We start from the raw sequence: 25,723 nt of genomic DNA on the forward strand, positions 1-25,723 counted from the left end.
CGCATCCGGATATACGAGAGGGGGAATTATGATAATTCTCCCTGAATGACGCGTTTAACCATATGATCATCGATGATGCGGTGTTTGTTCTGGGCCCCATAGATTAAACAATGGGTGCATACTTTGTTGATTAGCCTAGCTGCTCCACTAGAAAAGCGATAGATGTCATCAATGGCTCCGTCGGTGAATATGTCCCGTTCCGCACCGGCATAGGTCATGTGTCTCTCGATGTAAGCTCCTGTTTGGGCCCGGTCGTAATGCGGAAGTTTGCATTGCAGATCGATGCGTTGACGAATTGCAGCGTAAGCTTGTAGGTTAATGCGATCCCAGAGTTCGCTTTGCCCGACAAGGATAAGAGCCATTGGGCTTTGTGCATCCATCTTAAAATTCAGAAGAAAGCGAACCTCTTCCAGCATCTCACGATCCAAAAGATGACTTTCATCCACGACCACGACGGGCTGCAATCCATGAATTCCTCGCATGAGCTCAATCTCCCGATGCAACTGACGCTTCGCATCCCCGCGATAAAACTTCGACTCACAACCGAGTTGTTCCAGTAGTCCCTTGTAGAAATGCCGCGGGGTCAGCTTTGAATCTGACAGATAGAGCACTTTGAACTTTGCGGGATCCAGTTCTTCCGCAAACCGCCGAATCGTTGTCGTCTTCCCCGTTCCGCAGTCTCCGGTAACGACAGCAAACCATTGCCTCTCTGCCGCATATTCTAACCGTCCCAGCGTCTCTTCCAAAATGACCGACTCATACAGCTCGCTAGGCGGGACATCTCTGGAGAACGGTGAACGACTAAGCTCGTAGAATGCCTCAAACATCGCCATTCACCTTACCTTTCCTACGGTAACTAACGGCCGGAGCTTGCACGGAACGGCGGTGATGACTCTGTACTTCGGCAGCACTTAGCAGCCTTGACGATTCTACTGGAACAGGCTGAAGATGGTCTGGCAACGGAGGACGCTTTCCGGCGCGTTCACCGATCACGAGCTCTTTGACCTTCCACGGTTCGTGGCCTTCATACTCAATCGTCAACTCGGTGGTGTCTGACGGGTCATACACGACATCCACGGTACATCCGATGAAAGGAAGCCCCACTTCATATTTTCGATCCAAGAAGCTAATGCAACCGGTTTTGTCGACTTTGCGGGTTTCACAGTGAAGGAATGCATTGGCAAGTTCCTCCGGTTCCACAAACCGAAGCGCCTTCTTGTCATTTCGAAAGGCGATTTCAGGGCTTCGTTTGTTTTCTAATGCCGAATGCGGCTTGTTCTGGTAGCATTCCGAGAGCCAGACCTCGAACAACTCATTCAGTCGGTCGATCGTCTTAGGCTTTTCAAGTGCTGCTTCGCTAAGGAAAGAATCTACCACCCGGTTGAATCGCTCAACCTTACCGGTCGATTCTGGCGAGTACGGTTTCGCAAAAAGAAGTCGCACACCCAATTTGGAACACGTCCGTGTCATCCATTTGGTACGGTACTGCTTCCCATTGTCGAAGTACACCGCCTCCGGAACACCGTATTTCTGAATGGCCTTTCGGAAACAGTCTTCGACGATCGTCTTATCCATGACCGGGTAAAATTCGCCATGCAGCACGAATCTCGTCGCATCGTCGATGAAGGTGACGAGAAACACTTGTTTCATCGCTCCATCCGGTCCAATGGGCAGGTACGGACCATACTTTAAGTCCGAGTGCCATAGACGATTGCGGTGTGGCTGTTGGAACCTGCGAGCCGCTACACCAGAGTTTGCATACATTCGCATATGTCTTGTGCTGTAACCACGTTCCGTTAGCTTCTCTTGAAGCGTGCTCCGTTTGATTTGACCTGGCTTAACGCGGCCTTCCCATTCCAGGATCTGAATGATCTGGGTGACACTACGACTTGGTACCTCTCGCCGCAGCAAGATTGCTTGCTCCAAGACCTCCGACGGAATGGCGGGGGCTGCGGGTTGCTTCCCTTTGCTCTTCGGCTTTAATCCGCCAAAGCCATCTTGCCGGTAGGCTGCTAGATACCGCCGCAGCGTTCTCTCCGATATTCCGATTTGCTCGCAAATTCTTTGCTTGATTTCCCTCGCCTTTGCCGGATCGAGCCCTTCCGTAAGCAACGGGGCAAGGAGCTGCACACGGTCTGCTGCGATTTGCTCTGCTTTCTTTTGATCTTTCATCCCATTACACCTTTCCTCTGATAGATTCGTTTACGAGTCTATCTCAGAGGGCCTTGGACAAGAATGCAGAACGGGTATGTAACCCAAAAGTTTGAATTTGCAACAGGCCGGACAACTCTAGCTAGCCATCCGTCAGCATCACCGACATAACGTCCGAATCTATGGTGTGCAGCTTGTGAAGGAGTGGACGATTCCTCCACAACATCTAGATGAAAGCGAATGGCGATAGACTCTAAGCACCCTAGCAAGTAGGTGGCCATGGAGCAAAACCAAGCCCGCCAACGGTACAACGTGGAGTTGTCTGCGGCAACATCTACTTCTGACGGTTCAGACGTGATGACATTTTCCACACATTCCGACTCGTAACGCTTGTAAGGTACAATGCAATCCGGTAACTCATGATGAATCTTCCGACAAGCCGTACAACGCAATCTTCGAATAACCAACTCGCTCTTTTCCCCTGTAGCATGAACAATCTTCCGGCCTCGGCTACCGATTACCGTTAAACTCGCAATGCAGCAAGGGCTAGGGACAATTTCTGCACACCTAACAAAAAACGCCGGGGATCTTCTCATCCAGCTCATAATTTGATACAATGATCATACGTTTTGTGAGGGGATGTCTCCAGTGAGCTTGCGCGAACAGGCTCACGCTATATGGAGGCATCCTTTTCCTTTTCTGTGATACGGACATTATATTCGTCAATCCCTGGACAGGCAATACCGTCAGCTTTCGGGCATTATGCTTCAGCGTAAACAGTAATTGAAAAAGTTGGGACTGACGTTACATCATTTCAAAAAGGGCAATTTGTTTTTGGACGTGCGAAAGGGACATATGCCGAATATACAATTGCTTCCGTAAATGATCTCATTCCTATGCCAGAACATCTTACTTTTGCTGATGCTGCTACTATTACCGGTGGGGCAGCTACTGCCTGGAATGCGCTTTTTAATGAGGGAGGGCTAACAGCTGGTCAAAGAGTCCTCATTCATGGTTCTGCTGGGGGTGTTGGAGCGTTTGCGACACAATTTGCTAGCTGGAAAGGGGCTTATGTAATTGGTACTGCCTCCACGGCTAATATTGATTTTGTACGCTCACTTGGAGCAGAAATGGTAATTGATTACACATGTACTCAGTTTGAAAAGGTTGTAAAGGACGTTGATCTTGTATTGGATACGGTAGGAGGGGAAATACTTAATCGTTCTTGGTCTGTACTATCCCGAGGTGGAACTTTGATTTCGTTACTTGAACAACCATCACTGGAAAAAGCTATGCAACTTGGTATGAAAGCGAATCGAAATAGTAGTTTTGCATCTAACAAAGATTTGAAAACTATTGCAGAATTGATCGCTCAGAAAAAAATTAAAGCAGTAATTGATAAAACTTTTTTATTACATGAAGTACAACAAGCACACAGACAGAGTGAAACCGGACATGGACGAGGACGGATTGTGCTTTGTATTGCGGATTCATTGGGTGGGTAAAACTGCTTATTAGAAAAACGAGCGTTTTATCTTTGTGGGAAAAAATCACATTTTTGGTGGGAGGGTTTTCAAATGAATAATAATCATTCCTATGGTTTTGGCTGGTATTTAAAAGAAACAGATAAGGCCATTACCCGTTATGTGGATAAGACACTGAAGGACCAAGGATTAACACGTTTCCATTGGCAAGTGATGAATAGAGCATATTTGGATGGAGTTGCTATAAAAGAAAATTTATATGCAAAAAATTACGTAAGTCCGTCTGAAATGGACAATATACTCGATTCATTCGTGCAGAGAAACTGGATAGAGCTTAGGGAAAACCCAGATCATCTTGAAACCGAAATCTACCTTACCAAAAAAGGAAGGGAAGAGTTCGAAACAATCGCTGAGATCATAAAGGAAACAGGCATGCGAATGTTTCAAGTTATAACCCAGGAAGAATACGAGCAAACTGTTAACGTTTTGACAAGATTAATGAATCATCTTAATGAGTTGAGCTCTTCATAAATAACATCGGAACTTATGAAGGTAAAAACTAACCAAAAAGTTCGATAGCGTATGTCTTCCGTATTCATATATCGGTTGATTGAATTTACAGAAATTCTTGACAGACTTGGTAGCTAGTGCTCATTGAACGACTTTTCTGTTAGCACTGTGCTTTCAAATCTTTAATTTGCTCTATATGTCGTTGCTCGTGTAAATACAAAAGTTCCACCCATTGATCTAATGGCAAGTTACCAACAACAGGATGCTCTACTGCTATTGCCTTCAAGACCGACTTGTCATCTATACTACGAAGAACATCTATTACTTTCTTTCTTGAATCGCTTAATTGTTCAATGATTTGCTGAACTTGAAAAGGTTCGGAACTTGGTTCTGAAATCTTTGGCGCTTTTATCTTATTTGACCGATCAGATACAAACTGAATCGGTATGTGTTCTGTGTCGGTTGCATTCTTTTGATTTTGCTTAAGTCCAAACACAATTGCTTTTGCGAACAACGTTTCCGTAATAAGCAAATGATGGCAGACTTGAGCGATACTCCATTTCCCCATCTCAAATTGCAGATTGAATTCATCAAAACTTAGCGAAGAAATCTCATGTAATAATTGCTCTCTGGTTGTACGTAAATTTTCTTCATAAGAATTCATATTATTTCTCCTTTCGGGACTAGGTATACCACCTTTTATTTTATAATATTCTGATTACTGAGCGCTATGCCTCTTCATTACTTTGCTGTCCACCCCGAACAGAGAATGGCAGGAGATCAGGAGTCACGCGTATCCGTGCCGGTTGCAAATGGAACGTATGTAACTAGGCATCTAGGTCTAACTCCCCGAAAGGTACTTGACCTTGATGCCACGCCATATTCGATTTACTTTTTACTGGTTGATTTGTGTATCTCTTGAGCGTATCCAATCGTTTGAAGAACAGCTCCTATCGCGGCGAGAATTAACCCAACAAGCTGTAAATCCTGGGGAGAAATGTCTGGGTCATTTTTGTTTTGCACGGATGCACCTCCTACAGCAAAAATGATTATGCTTTTACCATATGAGAAATCTTCTTAGATTGCATGTTACAAATGGAATAGTCAAACAACCAAAATTGTTATTTATCTTCATTGTCCTCATCCTCAATCTAAGCGAATTGTAATACAGCCCGCGCCGCTTCTATTACAAGACCTTGACCTGTAAATTTATCAGATATACCATAGTAAAGTTTAATTTGTGTAGGATTGATATCACAGGGCTTTTGTAAGGTCTTATTAATAATCTATCAGTTTCTAGAATTGCATCCATAAACCAATGACAAGTCATGTTAATAGGTCCCCTAATTGGTTTTTAGTGTGAAAATCTGACTGATAATAACATATCAGAATGTAAGGGGAGGGACTATAACTGAAAAATCGATTCGAGAAAGGATGGTATAGTCCCAGATAACAGAATCCCCTTTGACCTGCTGACGAGTTGCTTTTCTGGCGAATGCGAGCAGAGCAAGCAGAAGCTCGTCTTGACAAGAAATAATATTGCGTTTACAGGCTTTGTTCCCGATATTTGATCGCCAAGAGTGAAATAGGCTGCCCTTTGGCAGCCTGAACTATCGAACCGTTAGCTTATGCATTCGATGTTATTGATAGCGTTCGTGACATCACGCCCAGGAAAGACAGGAACCACAACAGCGGGCACCATGGTCGGGTCAGCTGGCGCGGCGGTAGCGGACCAAAGTTAGCCCAGCGAGGACCATGCCGATCAGCCCCATCACGATGGCCACGATGGCCCCGGCTCGCCCGCTGCCGGTGCCGAAATCCCCCGTGAAGTTGGCCAGATGCAGCCCAGCGTAGACGATGACGATTAGCGCCATCACCGCAGACACGATGGCCCCGCGTCTCCCTGAGCCAGTGCCGAAACGACCGGCGGAGCGGGCTAGAGACAGCCCGCCGATGACCGCGCTGAACAGCCCTACCACTGCGTCCATCGTGGCCCAAAGTCGCCCGGTGGTAAATCCGTATACGATATTACTGTTGGTCCCATCAGCAGAGGCAATAGTTGGAACAAGTAGAAAGGTACAAAGTATTACGAATGAAACGAGCTTCATTTTCATTTGTTACTCACTCCTCTTTGCTGTTTTTGCAAACTTGTGTTTTAAGCGATCCTCCCGTTCACTTCGTATTATTTCTTGTTCTTTGCGGTTATTTCTTTCCTTTCACAGGCAGTGTACACAACAAATGTCGAGAACTTATGCAGATCTTCCTCTCATTGCGTGGATTTCTTCAAGAACCTGTCAAATCACGGTATAATTTTCGGTAAGCGGTATCTACTCACAGTGGAAGCAGACTAATATGGAAAGATGTGATTGAAATGGAAGCGAAGTTGTTGCTAGTAGAGGACGAACCGGGCATGCTTGAGGAGATGCACACCTATCTGCAACGTGAAGGGTTTCGGGTATTGATCGCCCGTACAGGCAAGGAAGCGTTAACGATCTCCCGGGCTGAGCGGCCCGATCTCATCGTACTTGATTGGATGCTCCCCGAGAAAAGCGGCATCGACGTATGCCGTGAAATCAGGCAAACTTCGCAATGCGGCATTATTATGGTCACGGCAAGATCGGATGAGTCGGATAAAATTGTCGGTCTGGAAATCGGCGCGGATGATTATTTGACGAAGCCGTTCAGCTTGCGCGAGCTCGCATCGCGCATCCGAGCTTTACTTCGCCGCTTACGTGGACCTGAAGACAGATCGATGTTCTTGGAAAGAGACAACTTGAGCATTTCCGAGGCAAAATGTCAGGTATTCAAAGACGGTCGTGAAATCCATTTGACACCCACCGAATTCAAAATTCTGTTCACACTGGCGGGTCGTCCCGGCATTGTCTTTAGCCGTTTGCAATTGTTAAAGGCTGCTCTGCAGGATGAGTACATGGGATACGAAAGAACGATGGATTCTCATATTCGGAATCTTCGCCGCAAACTGGAAGACGATCCTGCTAATCCTCGATATATTCAAACGGTATACGGCTTCGGTTACCGATTCGGTGAACGTTCATGAAGATGACGGTCCGGATGAAAATATTTGCTATGGGACTGCTCTTGCTCATTGTGGGCAACATTATCTCCCTTACAACGCAAGTTTACACAGGCGGCTTGTTCGATCAATTTCAAAGGGAGCAAATCGATGACAACTATCTGAACGCCTCGCCTGAAGAACAAATCCAACTATTAAAATCTTATTTCCTTGGCAAAATGAAGCTGAACGTACTGCTTAGAGCGTCCTTTTTTGTTGTGATCGGGTTGTCCTTTAGTTTTTGGATATCGGGGGTGCTGACCCTCCCGCTCAAAAAGCTTATAGCTGCTATTGAGCGCGTGGCGCAGGGCGATCTAAACGTAAAAGTACCTGTAGATACGAAAGATGAGTATGGGAAAGTCGCCCAAACGTTCAATGACATGACATTTCGTCTGCGCGAAGCCGAAGAAGCCCGCAGAAGATTGGTGGCCGACGTTGCTCACGAGCTTCGCACGCCGCTGTCCATTATGCAGCTTAAACTGGAGAATTATCAGCAGGCCGGTCATCATGTCCCGCCGGAAATGCTGCTTCAGATTCATGATGAAGTGATCCGCATGAGCCTGCTTGTTGATGATCTTCACGTTTTGTCGCTGGCAGAAGCAGGCCGGTTGTCGCTCGATCGCAAACCGCTCGATCTGCCGGTACACCTGGAACGAATCGTGGATGACTTGAAATACGAAGCGGAAGAAAACGGATTGGACATTCAACTTTACACAATATCAAGACCGATTCCTGTGATGGCCGATGCGAGACGGATCACGCAGGTTTTCTATAATTTGCTGACCAATGCGATTCGTTACACGCCACGTGGAGGGAAGATTACGGTTGAAATCGAAGACAGGGTGGTTGATCAGAATGCGTTTTTTGCACGTGTCTCGGTGATCGATACCGGCATCGGAATACCAGCGGAACATCTGCTCCACCTATTCGATCGATTTTACCGCGTAGACGAAGCGCGCTCGCGGCATACAGGCGGTACGGGGCTCGGATTATCCATCGCCCATCATTTTGTAAGAGCCCACGGCGGTTTCATCCGCGTTGCGAGTCAGCCTGATGAGGGTACTAAATTTACTGTTTATCTTCCAATAGGCAACGACAATTAAAAAAGTTGAGACTTACGACGCACAAACATACAAGAATCTGATATAAATTCTTTATTTTCAGTAAACATAAGTTTTTTTTGTTGGAAAAGTAACGTCAGAACACTGAAACTTCATTCATGGGGATGAGGTTTTTTCTTTTTCCAACCATAAGCAGAGCAGCAGCCAATACCTGCGACTAAGAAAATGTACCTACCGTACAGAGGTGTCCTCATCTGCATAAAACGCCCTTTTGAAAGTCCATGGGGAAGAAAATTGATGCTGACTTTCAATGGGAAAATTGTGATTATGTCTCAATGTGGTTCTTCCATATAAAAGTATGAGTTATTTTGGCGGCATGTATGTTGTTGCTTGTATCCACTGCTTATGCAGCCGTACAGGTTTTCCAATTACGCGATGAAAACGGGAACGTATCGTATCAAGCTCGGCAGGGAAATGAACAAGAAATTACACAACTGCAAAAACCCGACACAGAAATGGTTCAACAGCAGATGTCAACCCAGGACGATCTTGCTGCATTCTCCATTGAAGTAGAAGGCTTTGCAACCATTCCTGAGAAATTGACCGACTCCTTTGTTTTTACAAAGGGAGACATCTTCTACGAAGGGACAGAACGTAAGAAAGAGAAGATCAAGACCGCAAATGCTTTTTATCAGGGCGATTCCGGCAAGATTATTCTCATCATCAAAAAAGCAGACCCGCAGGAAATCGTGTACGCAATGCCGGCTACGATGGAAAAAATCGCAATCGACAAGAAGGAAGGCGTCTATAAAGAAATCAAAAGTTCCACAGGCAACGAACTGAAACAATTGACCTGGGTGAATGGTGACATGTTGTATAGTTTGCAATCCGCCGATGTAAACGTCACGAAATCAACACTCATCCACATCGCTGAAAAACTGGAATAGCGTCATACACGTAGATCCTCTGTTTGCTGAAAACAGGGGATTTTTTCAGAAGAAGAACCACAAGGTGGCAAAAAAAAGAATCAAAGTACAAGGAATTCCCCCCCCATGTACTGAAAATAATGGTTATTTTTTCTAATCAGATATACGATAAAACAATATGGGGGTTTCGTCCAAATAAGGGAATGTAGGAGCTGATCATGTTGTCAATATGGAAGAGACAAATGTTTTGGAAGATCGCTGGGGTGCTCCTGATTATCGCTTATGTCGTTTTGCAAAATACCTGGTTTCACCCTCCATATCCAAAGCTATTGTTTGCAGTGCCTGCACTCGGGATCGCGTGCTTCTTTGTTTCGGATCGTTTTGAGAAATGAATTCCCTGTATTTGTAACGAGAACCAAATCACTCCGTCTAATAAGAGGGGGGGATATAAATGAAAGTTCTGAAGAATCTCTTTGGGATCATCCTGATCGTCGTGTTGATGGCTGGATGTTCCCATGAAGAAGAAAACCGACCTTTGGTGGTTCCGTCTGAATATGGAGAATTGCCACAGACCATTTCTGAAAACGGTACACATGTTGACATAACCATCACTGGATTACCAGATAAATCATCAAACACCAAGCTGAATTTGGAAATACACAATATGGGATCGAGCCGGATTGAACATGGTGTGGGCTATGCTCTTGAGAAATTTGAACAAGGAACATGGTATGTCGTGCCGTTTAAGCAGGATACAACTTTTGTGGATATAGGTCTCACTCTGAAGCCAGGAGACAGTTTTTTAGAGATCGTTGATCTAAAGGATTATGATGATCAATTTTTCCAAGGAGAATACCGGATCAGAAAAAGCGTATTTGTAGATAATCAAGAGCATGTTTTGGCTGCAAAATTGCCGAGCAGCTTTTTAAAGGAGAAAAAAAGGTAATTTCTGTATACCGCATGAGCCACTCGGACATTCTAAACCGAAAATGTTCATGCGGAGGTGCGGTGAAATGGACGAGCATCAACACCGGGAAGAGGGAACAGCCATTACCGGAATCGGTGGTCCCGGAGATAAACGATTTGCGGCAGGTGAAAACGAAGAGACGCTGACAAACCGACAGGGCCACCCAATCAAGGATAATCAAAATGTGAGAACCGTCGGGAACCGGGGCCCGACTACACTGGAAAATTATCATCTACTCGAAAAGATTTCTCATTTTGACCGTGAACGAATCCCGGAGCGTGTGGTGCATGCTCGCGGGGCAGGCGCGCACGGTTATTTTGAAGCGTATGGGAAAGTGGGAGACGAGCCCATTGCCAAGTATACGAGGGCGAAGCTGTTTCAAGAGGCGGGCAAACGCACGCCTGTTTTTGTTCGCTTTTCTACGGTCATCGGTGGCGCTCACTCCCCGGAAACGCTCAGAGACCCGCGCGGATTTGCCGTAAAATTTTACACAGAAGAAGGAAACTGGGATTTGGTCGGGAACAACCTGAAAATCTTCTTTATTCGTGACCCGTTGAAATTTCCTGATATGGTACATTCCTTCAAACCGGACCCGGTCACCAATCTTCCTGATCCCGAGCGTATGTTTGACTTTCTTTCCCAGACACCGGAATCGACACATATGGTAACGTTCATATTCTCTCCGTGGGGAATTCCTGCCAACTATCGGCAGATGCAAGGGTCGGGCGTTAATACATACAAATGGGTGAACAAAGATGGCGAAGCGGTACTCGTCAAATACCATTGGGAACCCAAGCAGGGCAGTGAACTACTCACCACTTAAAACCTTACGGTTTTTGAAGTGGGGGCTTCTCGACTTATCGTTGCTTTTAGTAGCCAACGAAAACTGACCGAGCTATCCCTCTCGTTCCAAGAGTTCTTTTTGCTATACCAACGCTAATAAGCGTAATCCTTCACGTTTGATGTTGATAGAAGCATTCCAATCTCTGTCTGCCACAAAACCACAATCACAGTGGAATTTACGCTCAGAAAGGGATAGAGACTCTTTTACTTGACCACAACATGAGCAAGTTTTGGATGATGGAAACCATTTATCTATTTTGATAAGCTTTTTCCCTTTCTCTTCTAACTTGTACCCAAGAAATGTCGTGAACATGCCCCAGGCATGATCAGCAACGCTTTTCCCGAAATGGAGTGCTTGTGACATTCCTTTCATGTTGAGGTCTTCGATAACCACGCAGTCATACAGTTTCACTAATTTGTGCGATTCCTTATGTAGAAAGTCCTTTCGTTGGTTCGCAATTTTTTCATGTAGCTTCGCTACTTTCAGACGTTGTTTGTGCCAACGACTAGAGCCTTTCTTTCTACGTGATAAAATACGCTGTTCCTTCGCTAATTTTTCCAAGGCTTGGCGATAGAAACGAGGGGAATTGGCTGTCTCACCTTCTTCACTATCGACAAATAAGCCATTCATGGAAAAATCTAAGCCAACAACAGCTTGCACTTCTTTTTGTACAGGTTGATGTTCGTATTCAGTGAGAATAGAAACATAGTATTTTCCTGTTTTTGTTCGAGAAACCGTACAAGACTTGATAATATGAAGCGACGGAATTTCCCGATGTTGCTTCATTTTCACAAGTTTTAGTTTCGGCAATTTGATATAGCCATCCAAAAGCATAATGTTTCCGTTTACCACATTGGTTGTGTAGGATTGTCCTGCCTTACGGTTTTTGAACTTCGGAAATTCAGCACGACCAGAGAAGAAGTTTTTGTATGCCTTCTGCAAATTCAGTTGGGCGTTCGCCAATGCGAGACTATCTACTTCTTTGAGCCATGCAAACTCCTCCTTATACTTAGCAGGAGTAGGAAACTTTTGTTTCTTTAGCGCTTCTTTGTCACCCTTGAATTGTTCATATGTTTCCTTTCGTTCAGCTAACATTTTGTTGTAGACGAAACGAACACAACCGAAGGTTTTGGCAAGGAGTTTCTCTTGTTCTTGCGTTGGATACAGACGGAACTTATATGCTTTGTTTGCCATATCGAATCACCTCACTTTACACCTTGATTTTCTATATATTTTTTTATCACTTCAATGGGAGCACCACCTGTTGTAAGCAAACAAAAACTCCTTGACCAAAAATACTCTTTCCACAGTTTCTTTTTCACCTGTGGAAAATGCTTTTTGATAAGTCGTGAACTTGCACTTTTATAGGCATTGATGAACTTTGACAGTTCAGTATTCGGATGTGCTTTGAACAAAATATGCACATGGTCAATATCGTGATTCCATTCGACTAAGGAAATATTGTAACTTTCGCCCAATCGAACAAACATATTTTTTGCATAGTCAGATATGGTATCATCCATCACTTTTCTGCGATATTTTATGACCAGAACAAGATGATAATACAATAGGAACACTGAGTGATTATTATTGTCTAATTTCATTTATATAACAGCCTTTCTTTTATCTAAGAGTGATTATATCATGGCACAAAAAAAAGAGACAACTTTAGGCTACGCCTAACCGAAATTCATCTCCCACTTTCACTGTTGCTAAAAGCACCTTCACGTTTAGAAGTGGGAGACTTCTTTTGGAGGAAAGTTAAAAATTTGCTGCAAAGAGAAGCCAATGAGATTCAGGCCACGAATTACAATCACGCTACACAAGATTTATATGAAGCGATCGAGCGTGGAGAGTATCCAGAGTGGGAGCTGTGTGTGCAAATCATGAGCGATGATGAGCATCCCGAGCTTGATTTTGATCCGCTCGATCCAACCAAGCTGTGGGACCCGGAGAAATTCCCCTTTCTGCCAATTGGAAAGATGGTCTTAGACAAAAATCCGAAAAATTACTTTGCTGAGGTCGAGCAGGTAGCTTTTGGTACAGGGGTACTGGTAGACGGTCTGGATTTTTCGGATGACAAGCTGCTGCAAGGTCGTACGTTTTCCTATTCAGACACGCAACGCTATCGGGTGGGAACCAACTATTTACAGTTACCGATCAATGCACCGAAAAAGCATGTGGCCACCAATCAGCGCGATGGATAGATGGAGTATTTCGTGGACGGCGCTCCTGGGCAGAATCCTCATGTCAACTACGAACCCTCTACACTGGGGGGATTGCAGGAGGCACCGAGGAGCGGCAAAGAGCACGAACCCTATTATCAAGCGAATCTCGTCCGGCAAAAGATTGACCGTCCACTCGACTTTGCCCAAGCAGGTGCTACCTATCGAGCATTTGATGAGATCGAACGATATGAGCTGATTGCCAATCTGGTGGACGCCCTGAAAATATGCCAGCCTCAGATTGAGTATTTTACCAAGGCCGACCCGGAATACGGCAGACGTGTCCGAGAAGGATTGGAAAAAGCAAAACAGGCGAAGCAAGAACATATAAGCTCCGCCGCTGCAGACCACACCATGGAAGTGGCTAGCGATCTCGGTCATCCATCAGATGGATACTAAGCAGAGGTTTTTAAACAGAATTGAAAGGGAAAGCAGACTCTCCGGCTAAATCGGTTGGAGAGTCTGCTTTTATCACGAGAAGCCACATTGAGTATGGTGTTTTTTTTGTTGCTGCTAGAATAGTAACAAATGCCCTAGCCTTTCCTGGAAAAAAGCGGAGCTTGATCATTTTCCTCCAGACGCTTGTAAATGCGGTACAAAATCTCGATGATTTCAGCAAAACCGTATAGAAAAACCCCTACGACGATCGAGGAAAGAATCGGGACAAAGAGACGAAAAGGATGATGAATATCGTCCATCAACCAAAGAAGTACCCCACCGATAAAGCCAAGGACCAAAACAAGCTTGGCCGTTATTTGCACCCATACGGCGTATTTGTTGCTATACTGATCAAACACATTTTTCACACTCCATCATCTTTTCCAAATGATAACACAAGAGAGGGTGCTCAAAGTATAGCAGGGAGTGATTCATTACCTGAACGGTCACCCTACAAAGATAGAAAAAAGCCTGGAACATCGGGTTGTGCATTTTCCCGCTGCTCTCGGCTCTTTAAAATCACGGTTACCTTATAGGCTAATATGTACCCGAAGAACCTGCTCCACCTGGATGCTCTGGCGGATGTATGACGCCTGCCTCTTTTCGGCTTTCAGTCTGAAACAGATCTGTGGCCCCCGCCGCGTGAGTTCCGAGTTTGGACAACTCCTGATTTTCACCTGGTTTGATTGGTTGTTTGTTTTTCGCTGTTTTCTTTTCTTCCACGTTTTCATCCCCCTGGCTCAAGATCGCTGTCGAACTGGCTTGTCTATCTCACCGAGAACACGATGATAAGCAAATTCCGCAATGCCCAATACGACTACCGTAAAGAGAATTTCGAAAGGACCCAAAGACCAATGCAAGGTGGCTGAAACAGCCCATAGATACGCAGCTGCCAAGATCGCGTCGGAGATCGTCGCGATGGTGTTGTTCGTCGCTCTCAAAATGAACAAATCTCCGATGAAGTAGGCAATGATTGTCAAACCGATCGAAGCAACGATACTGGACCAAATGCTGATTTCCGTAAACCAGTAAAGAAAGGGGATCAATACAATGCCGTTCAAGACGAGCTTGAGCAAAAAAAGATTCATTCGCGCTCACTCCCTGCGAGGATCATTGGAACTATTATTTGTACGACCCTCTTTAGTTATGCGCGGGAGCGGACGTTCGTTGGTATATCGAACATACGTGTTTCTCATTTCCAATCCATGTTACAATCAGGGGCAAGAGCCGCATCTGTAGCTACCAGTTCGTATTGTTAGTTTAGAATTATTTGCAAGCATTTGTTCCACTTCAATGTACGTGTTGATCCTTTTCAATAAAGAAGTTATGCGGGGGGAAATGTAATGGCAAAAACCATTTATACGAATGGGAAAATCTATACGCTGGATGCAGAGAATCCCATCGTGGAAGCGGTTGTCGTGGAGGATGGACGGATTATCGATCTGGGTTCGAACAGTGACATGACGCTGCAATGGGCGAGAGTTGGTACCAAGATTACTGATTTAGAAGGAATGATGGTTACTCCCGGCCTGATTGACAGCCACCTTCATCTTTCTGGGATTGCCAATCAATATCTGGATTTGGATCTGGCTGGTGTTCGCTCTAAACACGAGATGCTGGAAAAAGTCAGAGAAAAGGCGAATACGATCCCCCCTGGTACATGGCTGATCGGTATGGGCTGGGATGAAAATCTCTTTGACGATTTGACTGTTCCGACTATAGAGGAGTTGGATCAGGTGGCCCCTCACTGTCCGGTCTATCTCAAGCGGACGTGCCATCACGCCTTTCTGGTGAACAGCAAGGCGCTCGAATACAGTCAGTATCATCCGGAAATCGAGGTTCCTTCAGGCGGAACAGTTGTCCTTGATGCAAGAACGAACAAACCGACCGGTCTGCTTCTGGAATCAGCGTCCCAACTGATCACCCGGCACATTCCTGAGCGCTCGTATGATGAATTCAAATACGGATTACGACAGGCCATGCGACATGCGGTCAAGCGGGGAATCACCAGTGTGCATACCAATGATCCGCTTTATCTTGGCGGGTTTGATCAAACCTATCAGCTTTATCACGAACTGCTCAACGAGGAGCAAAATGGTCTTCGTTGCAATCTCCTGATCGATTACCCGTTTTTGAAGCGGTTGAAAGAGAGAGGCATGTACGCAGGTTATGGCAATGATACGTTGCAAATCGGGGCCATCAAAATTTTTGCGGATGGTGCCTTTGGCAGAAGGACAGCGTTGTTGTCCGAGGCTTATCACGATGCGCCGGAGCAATATGGAGATGCCATTCACGAACAAGCTGCTCTGTTTGAAATAATGAAAGAGGCCAGAGAGCTTGCGATGCCGATTGCAGTTCATACGATTGGAGACAAAGCACTTGAAAACGTCCTGGATATTCTGGACCAATTTCCGAATGTGGGGTATCGTGACCGGTTGATTCACGTGTCATTGGTTCGCGAGGATCTTGTCGGCAGACTTGCTCAACCGGGACGGGTGGCGGATGTTCAGCCGAGATTTATCGTAGGAGACTATCCGTGGGTCAAAGAGAGGCTGGGGGAGAAGCGGGAAAAACATCTGTATGCATGGAACTCACTGCTTTCCGCAGGTGTAATGTGTGCGGGTGGCTCTGATGCGCCCGTAGAACCGATTGATCCTTTGCTGGGCATTCATGCTGCCCTTACCAGAAGGGCGCCGGGTGACACCCATGAAGGCTGGAATCCGCAAGAAAAAATAGGGATGCTGGAAGCGCTGCGTTTGTTTACCATCGGCGGGGCTTATGCGACCAATGAAGAACAGAAAAAAGGGACAATCACACGCGGAAAGCTGGCTGATATGACAGTCTATTCGAAAAATCTCTTCGCTATCGAGCACGTGGATGAGCTCCTGCAGACAGATATTGAGATGACCATCATAAATGGTGAGATTCAAACAGATTAAGGGCAGGGCATCCCATAGTTTGTCCAGCATTCTGCCGAAAAAAACACCCTCACACGGGTGAAGGTGAGAGTGATCTATAGATCCAGTTTCATACTTTCTTCAGATGTGCCTTCCTCGTCAGGCGTCGGGAACAGTTGATACTGGTGACGTTTGTCGATCTCGCTTTCATCCAGTGAAGATTTCACCGTAGGAACAGTGTGCGAATCGCTCGGGTGGTTCGATCGATGTTGTTTTTCCATAAAAAGAGTCACCTCCTCAACATGATAATGTGTTCAGGAGGGGCTTTTGTTATTCGCTATCGATTTGGGTCGCAGAATTGGTTTCGATAAAACATGTACATCGCATGGGCTTTTCTGCCCGTGTCTGTACGGTAGTCCCGATGCTTTTTGATGCACTTCAGGAATTTCTGGTCACAGCTGCAAGCAAAATAACCGCGTTTCGCATAACAGAGGTCATGCTTCATGCAGCATCGATCGAGCCCATCGATAGGTTCTCCGGGGCCGCTGCAGCCTGGTCCGCACCAGTTACCATGGAAGCAGGGGAGCTGGAGCTTTCCAGAAGGAGGTTTTTTTCCATTCCCCAAGCAAGATCACCCTCCATTTTACATGATTTTGTTTTTATGATATGGAATAGATCGGAGATGGCTTGGGTACTTACCCGGTCAAGCAAGCTACGTTCGTTACATTTTTCCTGTTTTTGCGGTTTTCGCAACCTTGGGGGGAATTTTCTTGTCTATAAAGGCATCAGAAAGTACATCACGTACTACCCCATAGCCGTCCGTGAACTGGGCGGCTAATTTTTTTATTGGGAGTAAGTGAAAGTCGAAAGTACTATAAAATATGTGAAACTTATGTAATGATGTAAACGTATGTAGAAATATGAAGACAGATTAGCAAAGGAGAGACGAATGGAAACTCAGAACGTGACCAATATGAATCCCAAAGCGGGCACGCCGAAAGCAATCATTACGATTGTGTTGGCTCTTATCATCGGTTTTCTTGTGTTCCAATCAGTAACCATTATTCAAGCGGGACACAGGGGCGTCGTCCTACAATTGGGAGCTGTTCAACCACAGGTATTTGATGAGGGGCTTCATTTTCGAATTCCGTTTATTCAGACAGTAATCCCCATGGAGGTGCGGGTTCAAAAGTCAGAGACCAGTCAAACCTCTGCATCTCGCGACTTGCAGACCGTCGCCACCACGATCGCAGTGAACTATCACCTGGATGGCAATACTGTGAACAAACTGTATCAACAGGTCGGTATGGATTATACGACAAGAATCGTCGATCCAGCCATTGCGGAGGCACTGAAAGCCGTAACCGCTCAATATACGGCCGAGGAGCTGATCTCCAAACGTTCCGAGGTCAGCACGAAGGTGAAGGAAGCGCTGGCGCACAAGCTATCTACCTACTACATCATTTTGGATGAAATCAATATCCGTGAATTTAAATTTAGTGAGGAATTTGATCGTGCCATTGAGGCAAAACAAGTTGCCGAGCAGCAGGCGCTTAAATCCAAGCTGGATTTGGAACGGATCAAGATTGAGAAAGAACAGGAAATTACGAAGGCCCAGGCCCAGGCAGAAGCTTTGCGTCTGCAAAAACAGGAAGTAACACCAGAATTGATTCAACTCAGACAGATCGAGGCCCAACTGGAAGCGATCCGCAAATGGGATGGCAAATTGCCAAATGTTACAGGTGGGGCCATGCCGTTTATCAACGTTGACAACAAATAATCATTTAACACGATGCCCTCTGACGGCTTAGGCCGCTGGAGGGTTTTTCTTTGCCCGTTGTTCGGATCATGGGTTGGAACGTGAATTAATGTGGATAAGCTTTTCCATCACCGCGAAACAGTTTTCGCACCATCTCATAAAGCCTGCCAGACATGTGGGGAAAGACAAAAGCGTACTGGTCGGCGCCGTCCTTCAGAAGAGCTACGGGGCTCTCGATAAAGTAAGGGATTTTCATCAAGTCTAGGATCTTTTTATACTCGTCAACTTGCTTGTGTTCCACTGTAAAATAAAACGCTTTTTCCATGTGACCACACTCCTTTTTTCCATCTTACCAAAGAAGCCTTATTCCCAAAAACAACTTTACGCAATCTTAAACCAAAAAATCATTCTTTCCAAGAAAGTGGCCACCATCCAACTTTTTCGGCTGGTTGAAACATTCCCATCTTTTATGCACGCAGGGAGATCCACTTCCTCAACAGACGGGGAAATAATAAAAATTTTAAAGTGATTTTGTCTTATCCACACGCCCCAACCATTCTTTACATAGAGTCTGTACCACTTCACGCTTTTCCAATTCCGCCAGATGTCCCACACCGTCCAAAACCGTAAAGGCGGCATGAGGGAACCGTTCCAGCAAAGTCCAGTGATCTTGGTACCCGCAAACAAAATCCTGACGTCCGAGTAAAAACAGGGTGGGAGCAGTGAATGTTTGCTGATCTGACAAGGGATCAGCAGGAAAGAAATACCCTTTTGTCCGCCATTCCGAGGTGAGGAACGGGCGATCAGCCAAAAGCCGCCCCGGCTGTACTTCCTCCAGAAAACGATGCAGGTTGCCTTCGGTCTGAGTATACACGAGCGTTTCAAAGGCTCCTCGAATATCCGGGTCCAGCTCCGCGAGCAATTCTTCGTCCCGTTCTCCTGTAAAGCGTGGCGGGAGAGACCGCTCTTTGATATGCAGGGCAGGGGTAAGCAAAAAAAGACCGTCCAGATATTCCTGTTTCTTTGCAAGAATTCCCTGAGCGATATATCCACCGAATGATTTGCCAACCAATGCAAATTGCCTGTTTGGTATCAAATCGTCGAGAAAATCAAGGATCACAGACAGGATGTCAGCAGAGGTTTTCATCCAGGGTTGGACAAGGCTGTGCCCGTGGGCTGGCAGGTCGATATAAATGCGTTCCCAGTTGGAACCGGCTTCAAACAGGGGCTCCATCCAGGCCATCATGGCTCGGTGGTCTGTGCCCATGGCATGCAAGATAACCAGCGGAAATCCTTGTCCTCGCCGGGTATAAGAGATTTTGTTTTGCCAGATTATGTGCATAAGCCATTCACCTATGCTTTCTATTTTGTCTGACTAAATGGTAGCATAGGTAGAAGGAGGAAGAAAGCACGCATACCTGTGGTGGGATTCGTTGGTATAATAGTGAAAAAAAGATATAGGAGGAAGAGGATTGAAGGGGAATGTCTACGCCGTCGTCATTGCTGCTGCGATACTCGCGGGGTGCCAAGATGCAGAGAAGGAAAAGGCACCTGAAGATGCCAACACCCAACCGGTTAGCACAGAGGGAATAGATAATCAACCACAATCGGAAGACTCTCATCAAGAAGCAATCATGAAAGCAGAGCCAAAAGTCTTTCTGGACGACAGCTTTTTATCCGAACTCTCTCAAAACAAGATAAAGGGTTTTGACATTTCAATTGGCGCCAGCAAGAAAGAGGTAACCGAGATATATGGGCGTGTCAGTGAGCGGGATTTCTATGATGGGGGCCAGTATCTCGCGTTTGAACATTTGTCCGGGGCCATTTTCTTTTTTGACGGTCAGCATCGCGTCTACGCCATGGACCTGGCAGGCTTTCATCTCAATACCGCCGATATCGCCGAAATCAGGCAGACGCTAGGGACTCCTGAAGATGAGGGCGACAGCCACGTGGATGGAGAGTGGTTCCTGTATTATCAGGCTGGAGAAAATTCCGTCATTTTTTCTGCGGAAAATGGAAATGCTCCGGTCGATAGGATGAGAGTTATCAATAAAAAAATGGTCGAGGAGTCGCCGCAAAATTTGTAGGGAGGTTTCACCATTTTAATAAAAACGAGACAATGAAGAACAGTCCCCCTAGCATGACGACTCCAAAGATTAGGTATCCAAACCAACGCAGAGGACGGGGCATGCTATCGAGGTCTATCGGCTTATTTGGGACACCCATGAACTTCTGATAATGATCGGTAACGCTATTAAATGGTTCCGTTTCTTGAACAGAAGGGGCGTCTGTCTTTTTCGGTTCCTGCTTCAAGATGATTCACCTCCATCTATGAACCACTCTACCATACATACACCATAAAAAGACAAGTTCGCAACCTAAATTAATTCCACATCCAGAAGGATTGGAGAAAATGTTTAAGAATTGTACGTAAGGATGTGTTTATGTGAACGATTACGTCAAAACCATGAGGGCCATGATCGGAAAGGAGACTCTGCTTACCATCGGCTGTGGCTGTATCCTGGAGGACGATAGGGGAAGAATCCTGCTGCAGAAAAGAAGAGACCTGAGTTTGTGGGTGATCCCCGGCGGTATCATGGAGATCGGCGAAACTTTTTTGGAAGCCGTTATTCGCGAGGTAAAAGAGGAGACAGGGCTGACTGTCCTTCGTCCTCAGTTATTTGGCATCTACTCGGGACCGGAAGGCCTGACGGAGTATCATAATGGGGACAAGGTATTCAGTGTTCAAATCATTTTTTATTCCAAAGAGTATGAAGGCACTCTCAAACAAACGGCAGACGAGGAAAGCCTGGCCCACGCCTTTTTTCATAAACAGGAGCTGCCTGATTCGATCAATCCGCATCAGGCCAGATTTATACTGGATTGGGCACGGGGAGAGAAAACACCCGTAATCCGCTGAACGTACTTTTTGTCATGTGGAAATGTCTGGATTTGAGTATGAAATGTTGACAGGGGGAGTACGACGTGGAGACGAAAAAAGGGATGCAATCGATAGAGGGGCTTGAATTGCTGGATCGGATCAGGGGCATATGCACACCTTTCCCGGAAGTGGTTGAAAAAATCGATGGCTTTGACCATCACTCCTTTCGCGTAAGTGACAAGCCCTTTGTCATCCTGGGTGAAAATGAGGCAAAAGCTTTTCTCTCCATCAAAAGCAGTCTACAGACGCAGGAGCTTTTGCTCCACAAGGGAGGTTACACCAAGACCCCTTATATCGGTCGCCATGGTTGGGTGACGGTGAGTCAGTCTCCTTCCCCCGATTGGCACCAGATTATTGACTTGATTCACGAAGCCTACCTGCGGACTGCGCCCAAACGGCTCGTGAAGGTTTATCAGGAGCAGAAACGATAGCATTAGTAGGGCACATCACCAGCAAATGGAGACTCCTTTTTGGATTGCCGCCTGCGAAAGGGTAGATACAGGAGTGTAAAAAGAAGAAGCGCGACGCCTTCCAGTGAAAGAATATACCAGGGATACGGACCAAGATAATCGAGCAGGCTGGGATTGACCGGCTTGTGGGAGACGAATAAATAATTTCCGCCCGTGATGATGTTGGTCACAAAGGCAACGGGCAACAGAAGATTCAGGAACCCGATCGATTTCCACAAAGAGCGGACTGTCGGTCGATAGCCTTCCACCCAGGTCATGAACAGGCAGGCCAAAATAATCGCCGCATGCGCGAGAAAAAAGTGAAGGAAGCGAAAATGGGGAAAGGGATAAAACAACTCTGGTGTGATCATCGCCTGCAAGGCCCCGCCCAGTCCCCAAAAATACGTGATCTCGTACAAACGATAGCTGTTTGCCAGAAGCATTACGATACATAAAAGCAACGAAACGCTGCAAAGCTGCAGGGGCAGCGTATAAGCGGCCGACCAGCTGTTGGTGTACAGATGCCACACCTGAAAAGCGAATTCCGTCAGCAGCAAGAGACCCGCGAGCGTATAGCGAAAAATACGGTTCGGGGCTGTTTGTTTCAGCTTAGTCCGGAACAAGAATAAAGTAAGGGCAGCGATTGCGAGTAAGCTGAGAGCAACGATATGTGAGCTTGAAAATAGGGAGAACGGTTCGCCCGTAATCTCAAGGGACAGGTAAGAAGATATCATCTGTAACAAACCTTCCGCTATATATCTACCAACATGAATGCTGGGTTGCCTTTCATTGTACGGAATTTTATGGGAAAAGAGAAGACGGATCTTGGCAAGCGGAAGCAAGATTGGCAAAATAGATTTGTACAGTCAGTTGGGAAGCAGCTGCAAAACCTGTAAAAGGCTGACCGAATGGAGGCACCATGAAAACAGCATTGTATCTGATCGCAAATCAAATCGGCATGCATCCTGCAGTGATGGCGAAGTTGGTGCTGGACGGGGAAATCACGGGAGACGTACCCGGCGGCAACGCTCAGTCGAAAGATGCGTGGGTGGATCTGCATTCGTTGCGAAATTATATCGAGTGGCGCCATGATCAAAAGCAACTGGAGGAAATGCCTTATCTGAAAGCGATCCGCCATATAGATCGGGCCCTTCGCCGTTAAAAAAACAAAAAGTGAGGAACATCCATGGAGATCATCTATTGTCTTGTCCCCAAATGGTACTGGGAAAACTGGTCCGGCAAAGAAAGCTATTTGCCGAGAGATTACGAACAGGAAGGCTTCATTCATGCGACCAAGGGCGAGGAATTGCTGAAAAAGGTGGCTGATCGTGTCTACGCAGATTTTCAGGATGAGCTGTACGTTCTCGTCATCGAGGAGGCCAAAGTAAAGGCGCCCGTCAAGTACGAGCAGGCAAAGGATGGCCGGTTGTATCCGCATATCTACGGAGAACTGAACACCGATGCGATTGTTGAGATTCGGCAGATGACAAGAGCGGGCGATCATTGGGAAGTTGGCGAAAAGCTGGGCGAATCCGTATAGACAAAAACGGGTAGGACATACATAATCCACTCCTTTCGCGAGTAAAATGGTAAAGACTTCGGAACCAAGCTGAAAAGGAGTGTGCCCAATGGCCAAACCGGACAATCGTTCGGATAACGTCGAAAAGCTGCAAGAGATGATTGAAAACAGTATAGAGAATATCCGCGAAACACGGGATTACCTCAACGCGCACGATGACGAGATTTCTGCTGAAGAAAAAACAACTCTGGAGCAGAAAAATCAGCGCCGCGAAGAAAGCATTGAAGGCTTTCGCTCTGAAATCAAAGACGAGGCTACCCATATGGAATAGCACCACAGAGCCTGCCGGTACACTCGGCAGGCTTTTTTTCGCACAAGAATACATGAATTGTTTTGCGAAACATGGTAATCTGATAGGGAACAAAATTCATTCACAGTGAGGAGAACGACCACCATGAAAAGACCAGAAGACACACGTGTCGTCGTCGGCATGTCTGGAGGGGTCGATTCTTCCGTGACAGCATACCTGTTAAAGCAACAGGGGTATGATGTGATCGGCATCTTCATGAAAAACTGGGACGATACCGATGAATTCGGCCACTGCACAGCGGAAGAAGACTTTCAGGACGTGCGACGCGTTTGCGATCAAATTGGCATTCCGTACTATACGGTCAATTTTGAAAAAGAATATATGGATAAAGTATTTCAGTACTTCCTGGATGAATACCGCCGTGGCCGTACTCCCAACCCCGATGTCATGTGCAACCGGGAAATCAAGTTTGGAGAACTGCTCAGCAAAGTGATGGATTTGGGAGCTGACTATATCGCTACGGGTCACTATGCCCAGGTGAAATTTCAGGACGGGGAGTACAAGCTCCTCCGCGGCAAGGACACCAACAAGGATCAGACGTATTTTCTCAACGCACTCAATCAGAAACAGTTGTCCAAAACGATGTTTCCGATTGGTCATATGAGCAAGCCAGAGGTAAGAGAGATTGCCATCCAGGCTGGCTTGGCGACCGCCAAGAAAAAGGACAGCACGGGCATCTGCTTTATCGGAGAACGCAATTTCCGCGAGTTCCTGCAGAACTACCTGCCTGCAAAACCAGGGAATATTGAGTCGGTAGACGGCGATGTGGTAGGGCGCCATGACGGCTTGATGTATTACACGCTCGGTCAACGCCAAGGCCTGGGGATCGGCGGGGGCCATGGAAAGACGGGAGAACCCTGGTTTGTCGTGGACAAAGATCTGGAGCGCAATGCTTTGATTGTGGCAGAGGGTGCTGACCATCCTCGCATGTTTTCGACCAGCCTCGTCTCTACCGATGTGAATTGGATCAGTGACAACAAACCGACGACCACCTTTACCTGCACAGCCAAATTCCGCTATCGGCAGCCAGATCAGCAGGTAACAGTACGCATTCGCGAAGACCAGACAGTCGAAGTGGTTTTTGCAAAACCGCAAAAAGCCATTACGCCAGGACAGGCCGTTGTCTTTTATAACGGAGAAGAGTGTTTGGGTGGAGGTACCATTGATCAGGTAACTCCTCTGGTGGCAAGGAAATCATTGCAGGGATAGGAGAATCTGAGAGTGGAAGCGACCAAAAAATCTAAACTTATGATTTTGCTGTTTTTGGGGGGAGCTATTCTGCTGGGGGCGCTTGGTTATTTCGGCATGTCCTCCCTGGGCAAGGAGCAAGTCGCCTATATTAAATCTGTTATCTCAGACAAAGGCGGCAGCGTCGATGTTATCACAGTTGTTCCAAAGGAAGAAAGCCCATTCACCGAAAGCGGCAAAGGGAATACAATTTACAAGATCGATTTTCAAAAGGACGGGAAAGCTCTCACCGCATGGTATCGCTCAAACAATCAGTCTTCGATCATAAAAGAGAACGAGGAATGGATTTTTCCCGAGTAACGATGAGTAGGACGTGATGGTATGACGAATTCAAATGAAGCAGATTTGCGCGAGCTGGCAAGAGTCATCCGCAAGCTGGAACCAAAGACAAGCGATGCTTCGATTACGATTTTGGCTCATGAAAATCGGGAGCAAATCATTGCAGCGCTCAAAGCTGGACTGGATCACGACGTACCGGTACAGGCAAGCTCAGGTGAATACGCCAACCACCTGGCAACGATTCGTGTCGGTTCCAACAAGTATACGATCGCACTGGATTGGCGGGATGTCTACATCAGCGAAATCAACTACTGTCCTTGCAGAATTCCGCCTCGCTCTCACGGGGTGTTGGTGTATCACATCGATTATCCCGGTGTGATTTATGATGTCTCCCGGATCCTGGCAGACAATGAAATCAATATCTCCAAGCTGAATGTATCCCGTGAACAAAAGGGAAAAAACGCGTTGCTGGTTTCCCTGACGGATGAAGCAATTACGGCAGAGGTTGCGGCTGTGATGGAAACTCTGCCGCAGATTACCAAAGTCATTTCCTTGCAATAGAATACAGATGAAATGTAAAGG

The 25,723-nt window shown here is 46.3% G+C and carries 32 protein-coding genes and 2 pseudogenes; 19 read left to right on the forward strand and 15 right to left on the reverse strand.

The window, feature by feature from the left end; translation table 11 throughout:
• Window positions 1–26: 26 nt before the first annotated feature.
• Genes NDK47_RS13125 through NDK47_RS13135 form a run of 3 tightly spaced genes read right to left on the reverse strand, consistent with a single transcriptional unit; the run spans window position 27 to window position 2,756 of the window.
• Complete coding sequence (locus tag NDK47_RS13125; protein ID WP_216541447.1) at window positions 27–827, reverse strand: ExeA family protein; 801 nt, start codon at window positions 825–827, stop codon at window positions 27–29.
• On the reverse strand, window positions 820–2,172 hold the full coding sequence (locus tag NDK47_RS13130; protein ID WP_216541446.1) for a DDE-type integrase/transposase/recombinase: 1,353 nt from the start codon (window positions 2,170–2,172) through the stop codon (window positions 820–822). The genes NDK47_RS13125 and NDK47_RS13130 overlap by 8 nt, the downstream gene beginning before the upstream one ends.
• Before the next feature lie 38 nt (window positions 2,173–2,210).
• A complete protein-coding gene (locus NDK47_RS13135) occupies window positions 2,211–2,756 on the reverse strand; it encodes a DUF6431 domain-containing protein (RefSeq protein WP_322112102.1) in 546 nt (181 codons plus the stop codon).
• A 291-nt stretch (window positions 2,757–3,047) separates the two neighbouring features.
• Here NDK47_RS13135 and NDK47_RS13140 point away from each other — a divergent pair, with 291 nt between their 5' ends.
• The gene (locus NDK47_RS13140; RefSeq protein WP_251875569.1) at window positions 3,048–3,656 is read left to right on the forward strand and encodes an NADP-dependent oxidoreductase; all 609 of its coding nucleotides are present in this window, start codon (window positions 3,048–3,050) and stop codon (window positions 3,654–3,656) included.
• 72 nt (window positions 3,657–3,728) lie between these two features.
• Entirely contained in the window at window positions 3,729–4,166 is a 438-nt protein-coding gene (locus tag NDK47_RS13145) for a MarR family winged helix-turn-helix transcriptional regulator (protein ID WP_251875571.1), read from the forward strand.
• A 139-nt stretch (window positions 4,167–4,305) separates the two neighbouring features.
• Here NDK47_RS13145 and NDK47_RS13150 read toward each other — a convergent pair whose 3' ends face one another.
• From NDK47_RS13150 to NDK47_RS13155, 3 genes are all read right to left on the reverse strand, one after another.
• Entirely contained in the window at window positions 4,306–4,809 is a 504-nt protein-coding gene (locus NDK47_RS13150) for a DinB family protein (protein WP_251875573.1), read from the reverse strand.
• Window positions 4,810–5,033: 224 nt separating this feature from the next.
• Window positions 5,034–5,168, reverse strand: coding sequence for a hypothetical protein (locus tag NDK47_RS27655; RefSeq protein WP_256481495.1), 135 nt, complete (start codon window positions 5,166–5,168; stop codon window positions 5,034–5,036).
• Between the two features lie 686 nt (window positions 5,169–5,854).
• Complete coding sequence (locus NDK47_RS13155) at window positions 5,855–6,259, reverse strand: DUF6223 family protein (RefSeq protein ID WP_251875575.1); 405 nt, start codon at window positions 6,257–6,259, stop codon at window positions 5,855–5,857.
• A 257-nt stretch (window positions 6,260–6,516) separates the two neighbouring features.
• On the opposite strand from NDK47_RS13155, the gene NDK47_RS13160 reads away from it, so the two are divergent.
• The 5 genes and pseudogenes from NDK47_RS13160 to NDK47_RS13180 all read left to right on the forward strand — a co-directional run.
• Window positions 6,517–7,203 carry a response regulator gene (locus NDK47_RS13160; RefSeq protein WP_251875577.1) on the forward strand — a complete coding sequence of 229 codons (687 nt, stop codon included), beginning with the start codon at window positions 6,517–6,519 and terminating at the stop codon, window positions 7,201–7,203.
• A complete protein-coding gene (locus NDK47_RS13165; RefSeq protein ID WP_251875579.1) occupies window positions 7,200–8,321 on the forward strand; it encodes a sensor histidine kinase in 1,122 nt (373 codons plus the stop codon). Before NDK47_RS13160 ends, NDK47_RS13165 begins: the two co-directional genes overlap by 4 nt.
• 338 nt (window positions 8,322–8,659) lie before the next feature.
• The gene (locus NDK47_RS13170; RefSeq protein ID WP_251875581.1) at window positions 8,660–9,226 is read left to right on the forward strand and encodes a DUF4367 domain-containing protein; all 567 of its coding nucleotides are present in this window, start codon (window positions 8,660–8,662) and stop codon (window positions 9,224–9,226) included.
• Between the two features lie 430 nt (window positions 9,227–9,656).
• Window positions 9,657–10,151 carry an immunoglobulin-like domain-containing protein gene (locus NDK47_RS13175; protein WP_251875582.1) on the forward strand — a complete coding sequence of 165 codons (495 nt, stop codon included), beginning with the start codon at window positions 9,657–9,659 and terminating at the stop codon, window positions 10,149–10,151.
• A 67-nt stretch (window positions 10,152–10,218) separates the two neighbouring features.
• Window positions 10,219–10,989, forward strand: a pseudogene (locus NDK47_RS13180) (catalase); the annotation flags it as partial.
• Between the two features lie 108 nt (window positions 10,990–11,097).
• Here the strand turns inward: NDK47_RS13180 and NDK47_RS13185 are convergent.
• On the reverse strand, window positions 11,098–12,210 hold the full coding sequence (locus NDK47_RS13185) for a transposase (RefSeq protein WP_251875584.1): 1,113 nt from the start codon (window positions 12,208–12,210) through the stop codon (window positions 11,098–11,100).
• 11 nt (window positions 12,211–12,221) lie between these two features.
• Entirely contained in the window at window positions 12,222–12,620 is a 399-nt protein-coding gene (tnpA, locus tag NDK47_RS13190; RefSeq protein ID WP_251875586.1) for an IS200/IS605 family transposase, read from the reverse strand.
• Window positions 12,621–12,776: 156 nt separating this feature from the next.
• On the opposite strand from tnpA, the pseudogene NDK47_RS13195 reads away from it, so the two are divergent.
• Window positions 12,777–13,640, forward strand: a pseudogene (locus NDK47_RS13195) (catalase); the annotation flags it as partial.
• 134 nt (window positions 13,641–13,774) lie between these two features.
• Here the strand turns inward: NDK47_RS13195 and NDK47_RS13200 are convergent.
• The 3 genes from NDK47_RS13200 to NDK47_RS13210 all read right to left on the reverse strand — a co-directional run bounded on the left by NDK47_RS13200 (window position 13,775) and on the right by NDK47_RS13210 (window position 14,767).
• Window positions 13,775–14,038, reverse strand: coding sequence for a hypothetical protein (locus tag NDK47_RS13200; protein WP_251875588.1), 264 nt, complete (start codon window positions 14,036–14,038; stop codon window positions 13,775–13,777).
• Between the two features lie 178 nt (window positions 14,039–14,216).
• On the reverse strand, window positions 14,217–14,402 hold the full coding sequence (locus NDK47_RS13205; RefSeq protein WP_251875590.1) for a hypothetical protein: 186 nt from the start codon (window positions 14,400–14,402) through the stop codon (window positions 14,217–14,219).
• 17 nt (window positions 14,403–14,419) lie between these two features.
• Window positions 14,420–14,767 (reverse strand): DUF2512 family protein, encoded by a 348-nt coding sequence (locus tag NDK47_RS13210; RefSeq protein WP_251875592.1) that lies wholly within the window; start codon window positions 14,765–14,767, stop codon window positions 14,420–14,422.
• Between the two features lie 255 nt (window positions 14,768–15,022).
• Here NDK47_RS13210 and NDK47_RS13215 point away from each other — a divergent pair, with 255 nt between their 5' ends.
• On the forward strand, window positions 15,023–16,618 hold the full coding sequence (locus NDK47_RS13215) for an amidohydrolase (protein ID WP_251875594.1): 1,596 nt from the start codon (window positions 15,023–15,025) through the stop codon (window positions 16,616–16,618).
• A gap of 74 nt (window positions 16,619–16,692) precedes the next feature.
• On the opposite strand, the gene NDK47_RS13220 is transcribed toward NDK47_RS13215, so the two are convergent.
• Window positions 16,693–16,857 (reverse strand): hypothetical protein, encoded by a 165-nt coding sequence (locus NDK47_RS13220; RefSeq protein ID WP_251875596.1) that lies wholly within the window; start codon window positions 16,855–16,857, stop codon window positions 16,693–16,695.
• 668 nt (window positions 16,858–17,525) lie between these two features.
• Between NDK47_RS13220 and NDK47_RS13225 the strand changes: the two genes are divergently transcribed.
• Window positions 17,526–18,356 (forward strand): prohibitin family protein, encoded by an 831-nt coding sequence (locus NDK47_RS13225; RefSeq protein WP_251875598.1) that lies wholly within the window; start codon window positions 17,526–17,528, stop codon window positions 18,354–18,356.
• 85 nt (window positions 18,357–18,441) lie between these two features.
• Here NDK47_RS13225 and NDK47_RS13230 read toward each other — a convergent pair whose 3' ends face one another.
• Together NDK47_RS13230 and NDK47_RS13235 are read right to left on the reverse strand one after the other, a co-directional pair.
• On the reverse strand, window positions 18,442–18,660 hold the full coding sequence (locus NDK47_RS13230) for a hypothetical protein (RefSeq protein ID WP_251875600.1): 219 nt from the start codon (window positions 18,658–18,660) through the stop codon (window positions 18,442–18,444).
• A gap of 195 nt (window positions 18,661–18,855) precedes the next feature.
• Window positions 18,856–19,677 (reverse strand): alpha/beta fold hydrolase, encoded by an 822-nt coding sequence (locus tag NDK47_RS13235; RefSeq protein WP_251875602.1) that lies wholly within the window; start codon window positions 19,675–19,677, stop codon window positions 18,856–18,858.
• 130 nt (window positions 19,678–19,807) lie between these two features.
• On the opposite strand from NDK47_RS13235, the gene NDK47_RS13240 reads away from it, so the two are divergent.
• The 3 genes from NDK47_RS13240 (at window position 19,808) to NDK47_RS13250 (ending at window position 21,707) form a co-directional block, all read left to right on the forward strand.
• Entirely contained in the window at window positions 19,808–20,422 is a 615-nt protein-coding gene (locus tag NDK47_RS13240; RefSeq protein ID WP_251875604.1) for a hypothetical protein, read from the forward strand.
• 359 nt (window positions 20,423–20,781) lie between these two features.
• A complete protein-coding gene (locus NDK47_RS13245; protein ID WP_251875613.1) occupies window positions 20,782–21,255 on the forward strand; it encodes an NUDIX hydrolase in 474 nt (157 codons plus the stop codon).
• 65 nt (window positions 21,256–21,320) lie between these two features.
• Entirely contained in the window at window positions 21,321–21,707 is a 387-nt protein-coding gene (locus tag NDK47_RS13250) for an MmcQ/YjbR family DNA-binding protein (protein ID WP_251875615.1), read from the forward strand.
• Window positions 21,708–21,709: 2 nt separating this feature from the next.
• Here the strand turns inward: NDK47_RS13250 and NDK47_RS13255 are convergent, their stop codons facing one another.
• Entirely contained in the window at window positions 21,710–22,459 is a 750-nt protein-coding gene (locus NDK47_RS13255) for a YwaF family protein (RefSeq protein WP_251875617.1), read from the reverse strand.
• 185 nt (window positions 22,460–22,644) lie between these two features.
• Between NDK47_RS13255 and NDK47_RS13260 the strand changes: the two genes are divergently transcribed.
• The 6 genes from NDK47_RS13260 to NDK47_RS13285 all read left to right on the forward strand — a co-directional run bounded on the left by NDK47_RS13260 (window position 22,645) and on the right by NDK47_RS13285 (window position 25,702).
• Complete coding sequence (locus NDK47_RS13260) at window positions 22,645–22,887, forward strand: hypothetical protein (protein WP_251875619.1); 243 nt, start codon at window positions 22,645–22,647, stop codon at window positions 22,885–22,887.
• A gap of 24 nt (window positions 22,888–22,911) precedes the next feature.
• Window positions 22,912–23,265: a DUF952 domain-containing protein gene (locus tag NDK47_RS13265; protein ID WP_251875629.1), complete on the forward strand. Its 354-nt coding sequence runs from the start codon at window positions 22,912–22,914 to the stop codon at window positions 23,263–23,265.
• 88 nt (window positions 23,266–23,353) lie between these two features.
• On the forward strand, window positions 23,354–23,575 hold the full coding sequence (tlp, locus tag NDK47_RS13270) for a small acid-soluble spore protein Tlp (protein WP_251875631.1): 222 nt from the start codon (window positions 23,354–23,356) through the stop codon (window positions 23,573–23,575).
• 123 nt (window positions 23,576–23,698) lie between these two features.
• Window positions 23,699–24,823: a tRNA 2-thiouridine(34) synthase MnmA gene (gene mnmA / locus NDK47_RS13275; RefSeq protein ID WP_251875633.1), complete on the forward strand. Its 1,125-nt coding sequence runs from the start codon at window positions 23,699–23,701 to the stop codon at window positions 24,821–24,823.
• 12 nt (window positions 24,824–24,835) lie between these two features.
• Window positions 24,836–25,162: a hypothetical protein gene (locus tag NDK47_RS13280; RefSeq protein ID WP_251875635.1), complete on the forward strand. Its 327-nt coding sequence runs from the start codon at window positions 24,836–24,838 to the stop codon at window positions 25,160–25,162.
• 21 nt (window positions 25,163–25,183) lie between these two features.
• Entirely contained in the window at window positions 25,184–25,702 is a 519-nt protein-coding gene (locus tag NDK47_RS13285) for an ACT domain-containing protein (RefSeq protein WP_251875637.1), read from the forward strand.
• The last annotated feature ends 21 nt before the right edge of the window (window positions 25,703–25,723 follow it).

The organism is Brevibacillus ruminantium (genome assembly GCF_023746555.1).
Taxonomy (GTDB): Bacteria; Bacillota; Bacilli; order Brevibacillales; family Brevibacillaceae; genus Brevibacillus; species Brevibacillus ruminantium.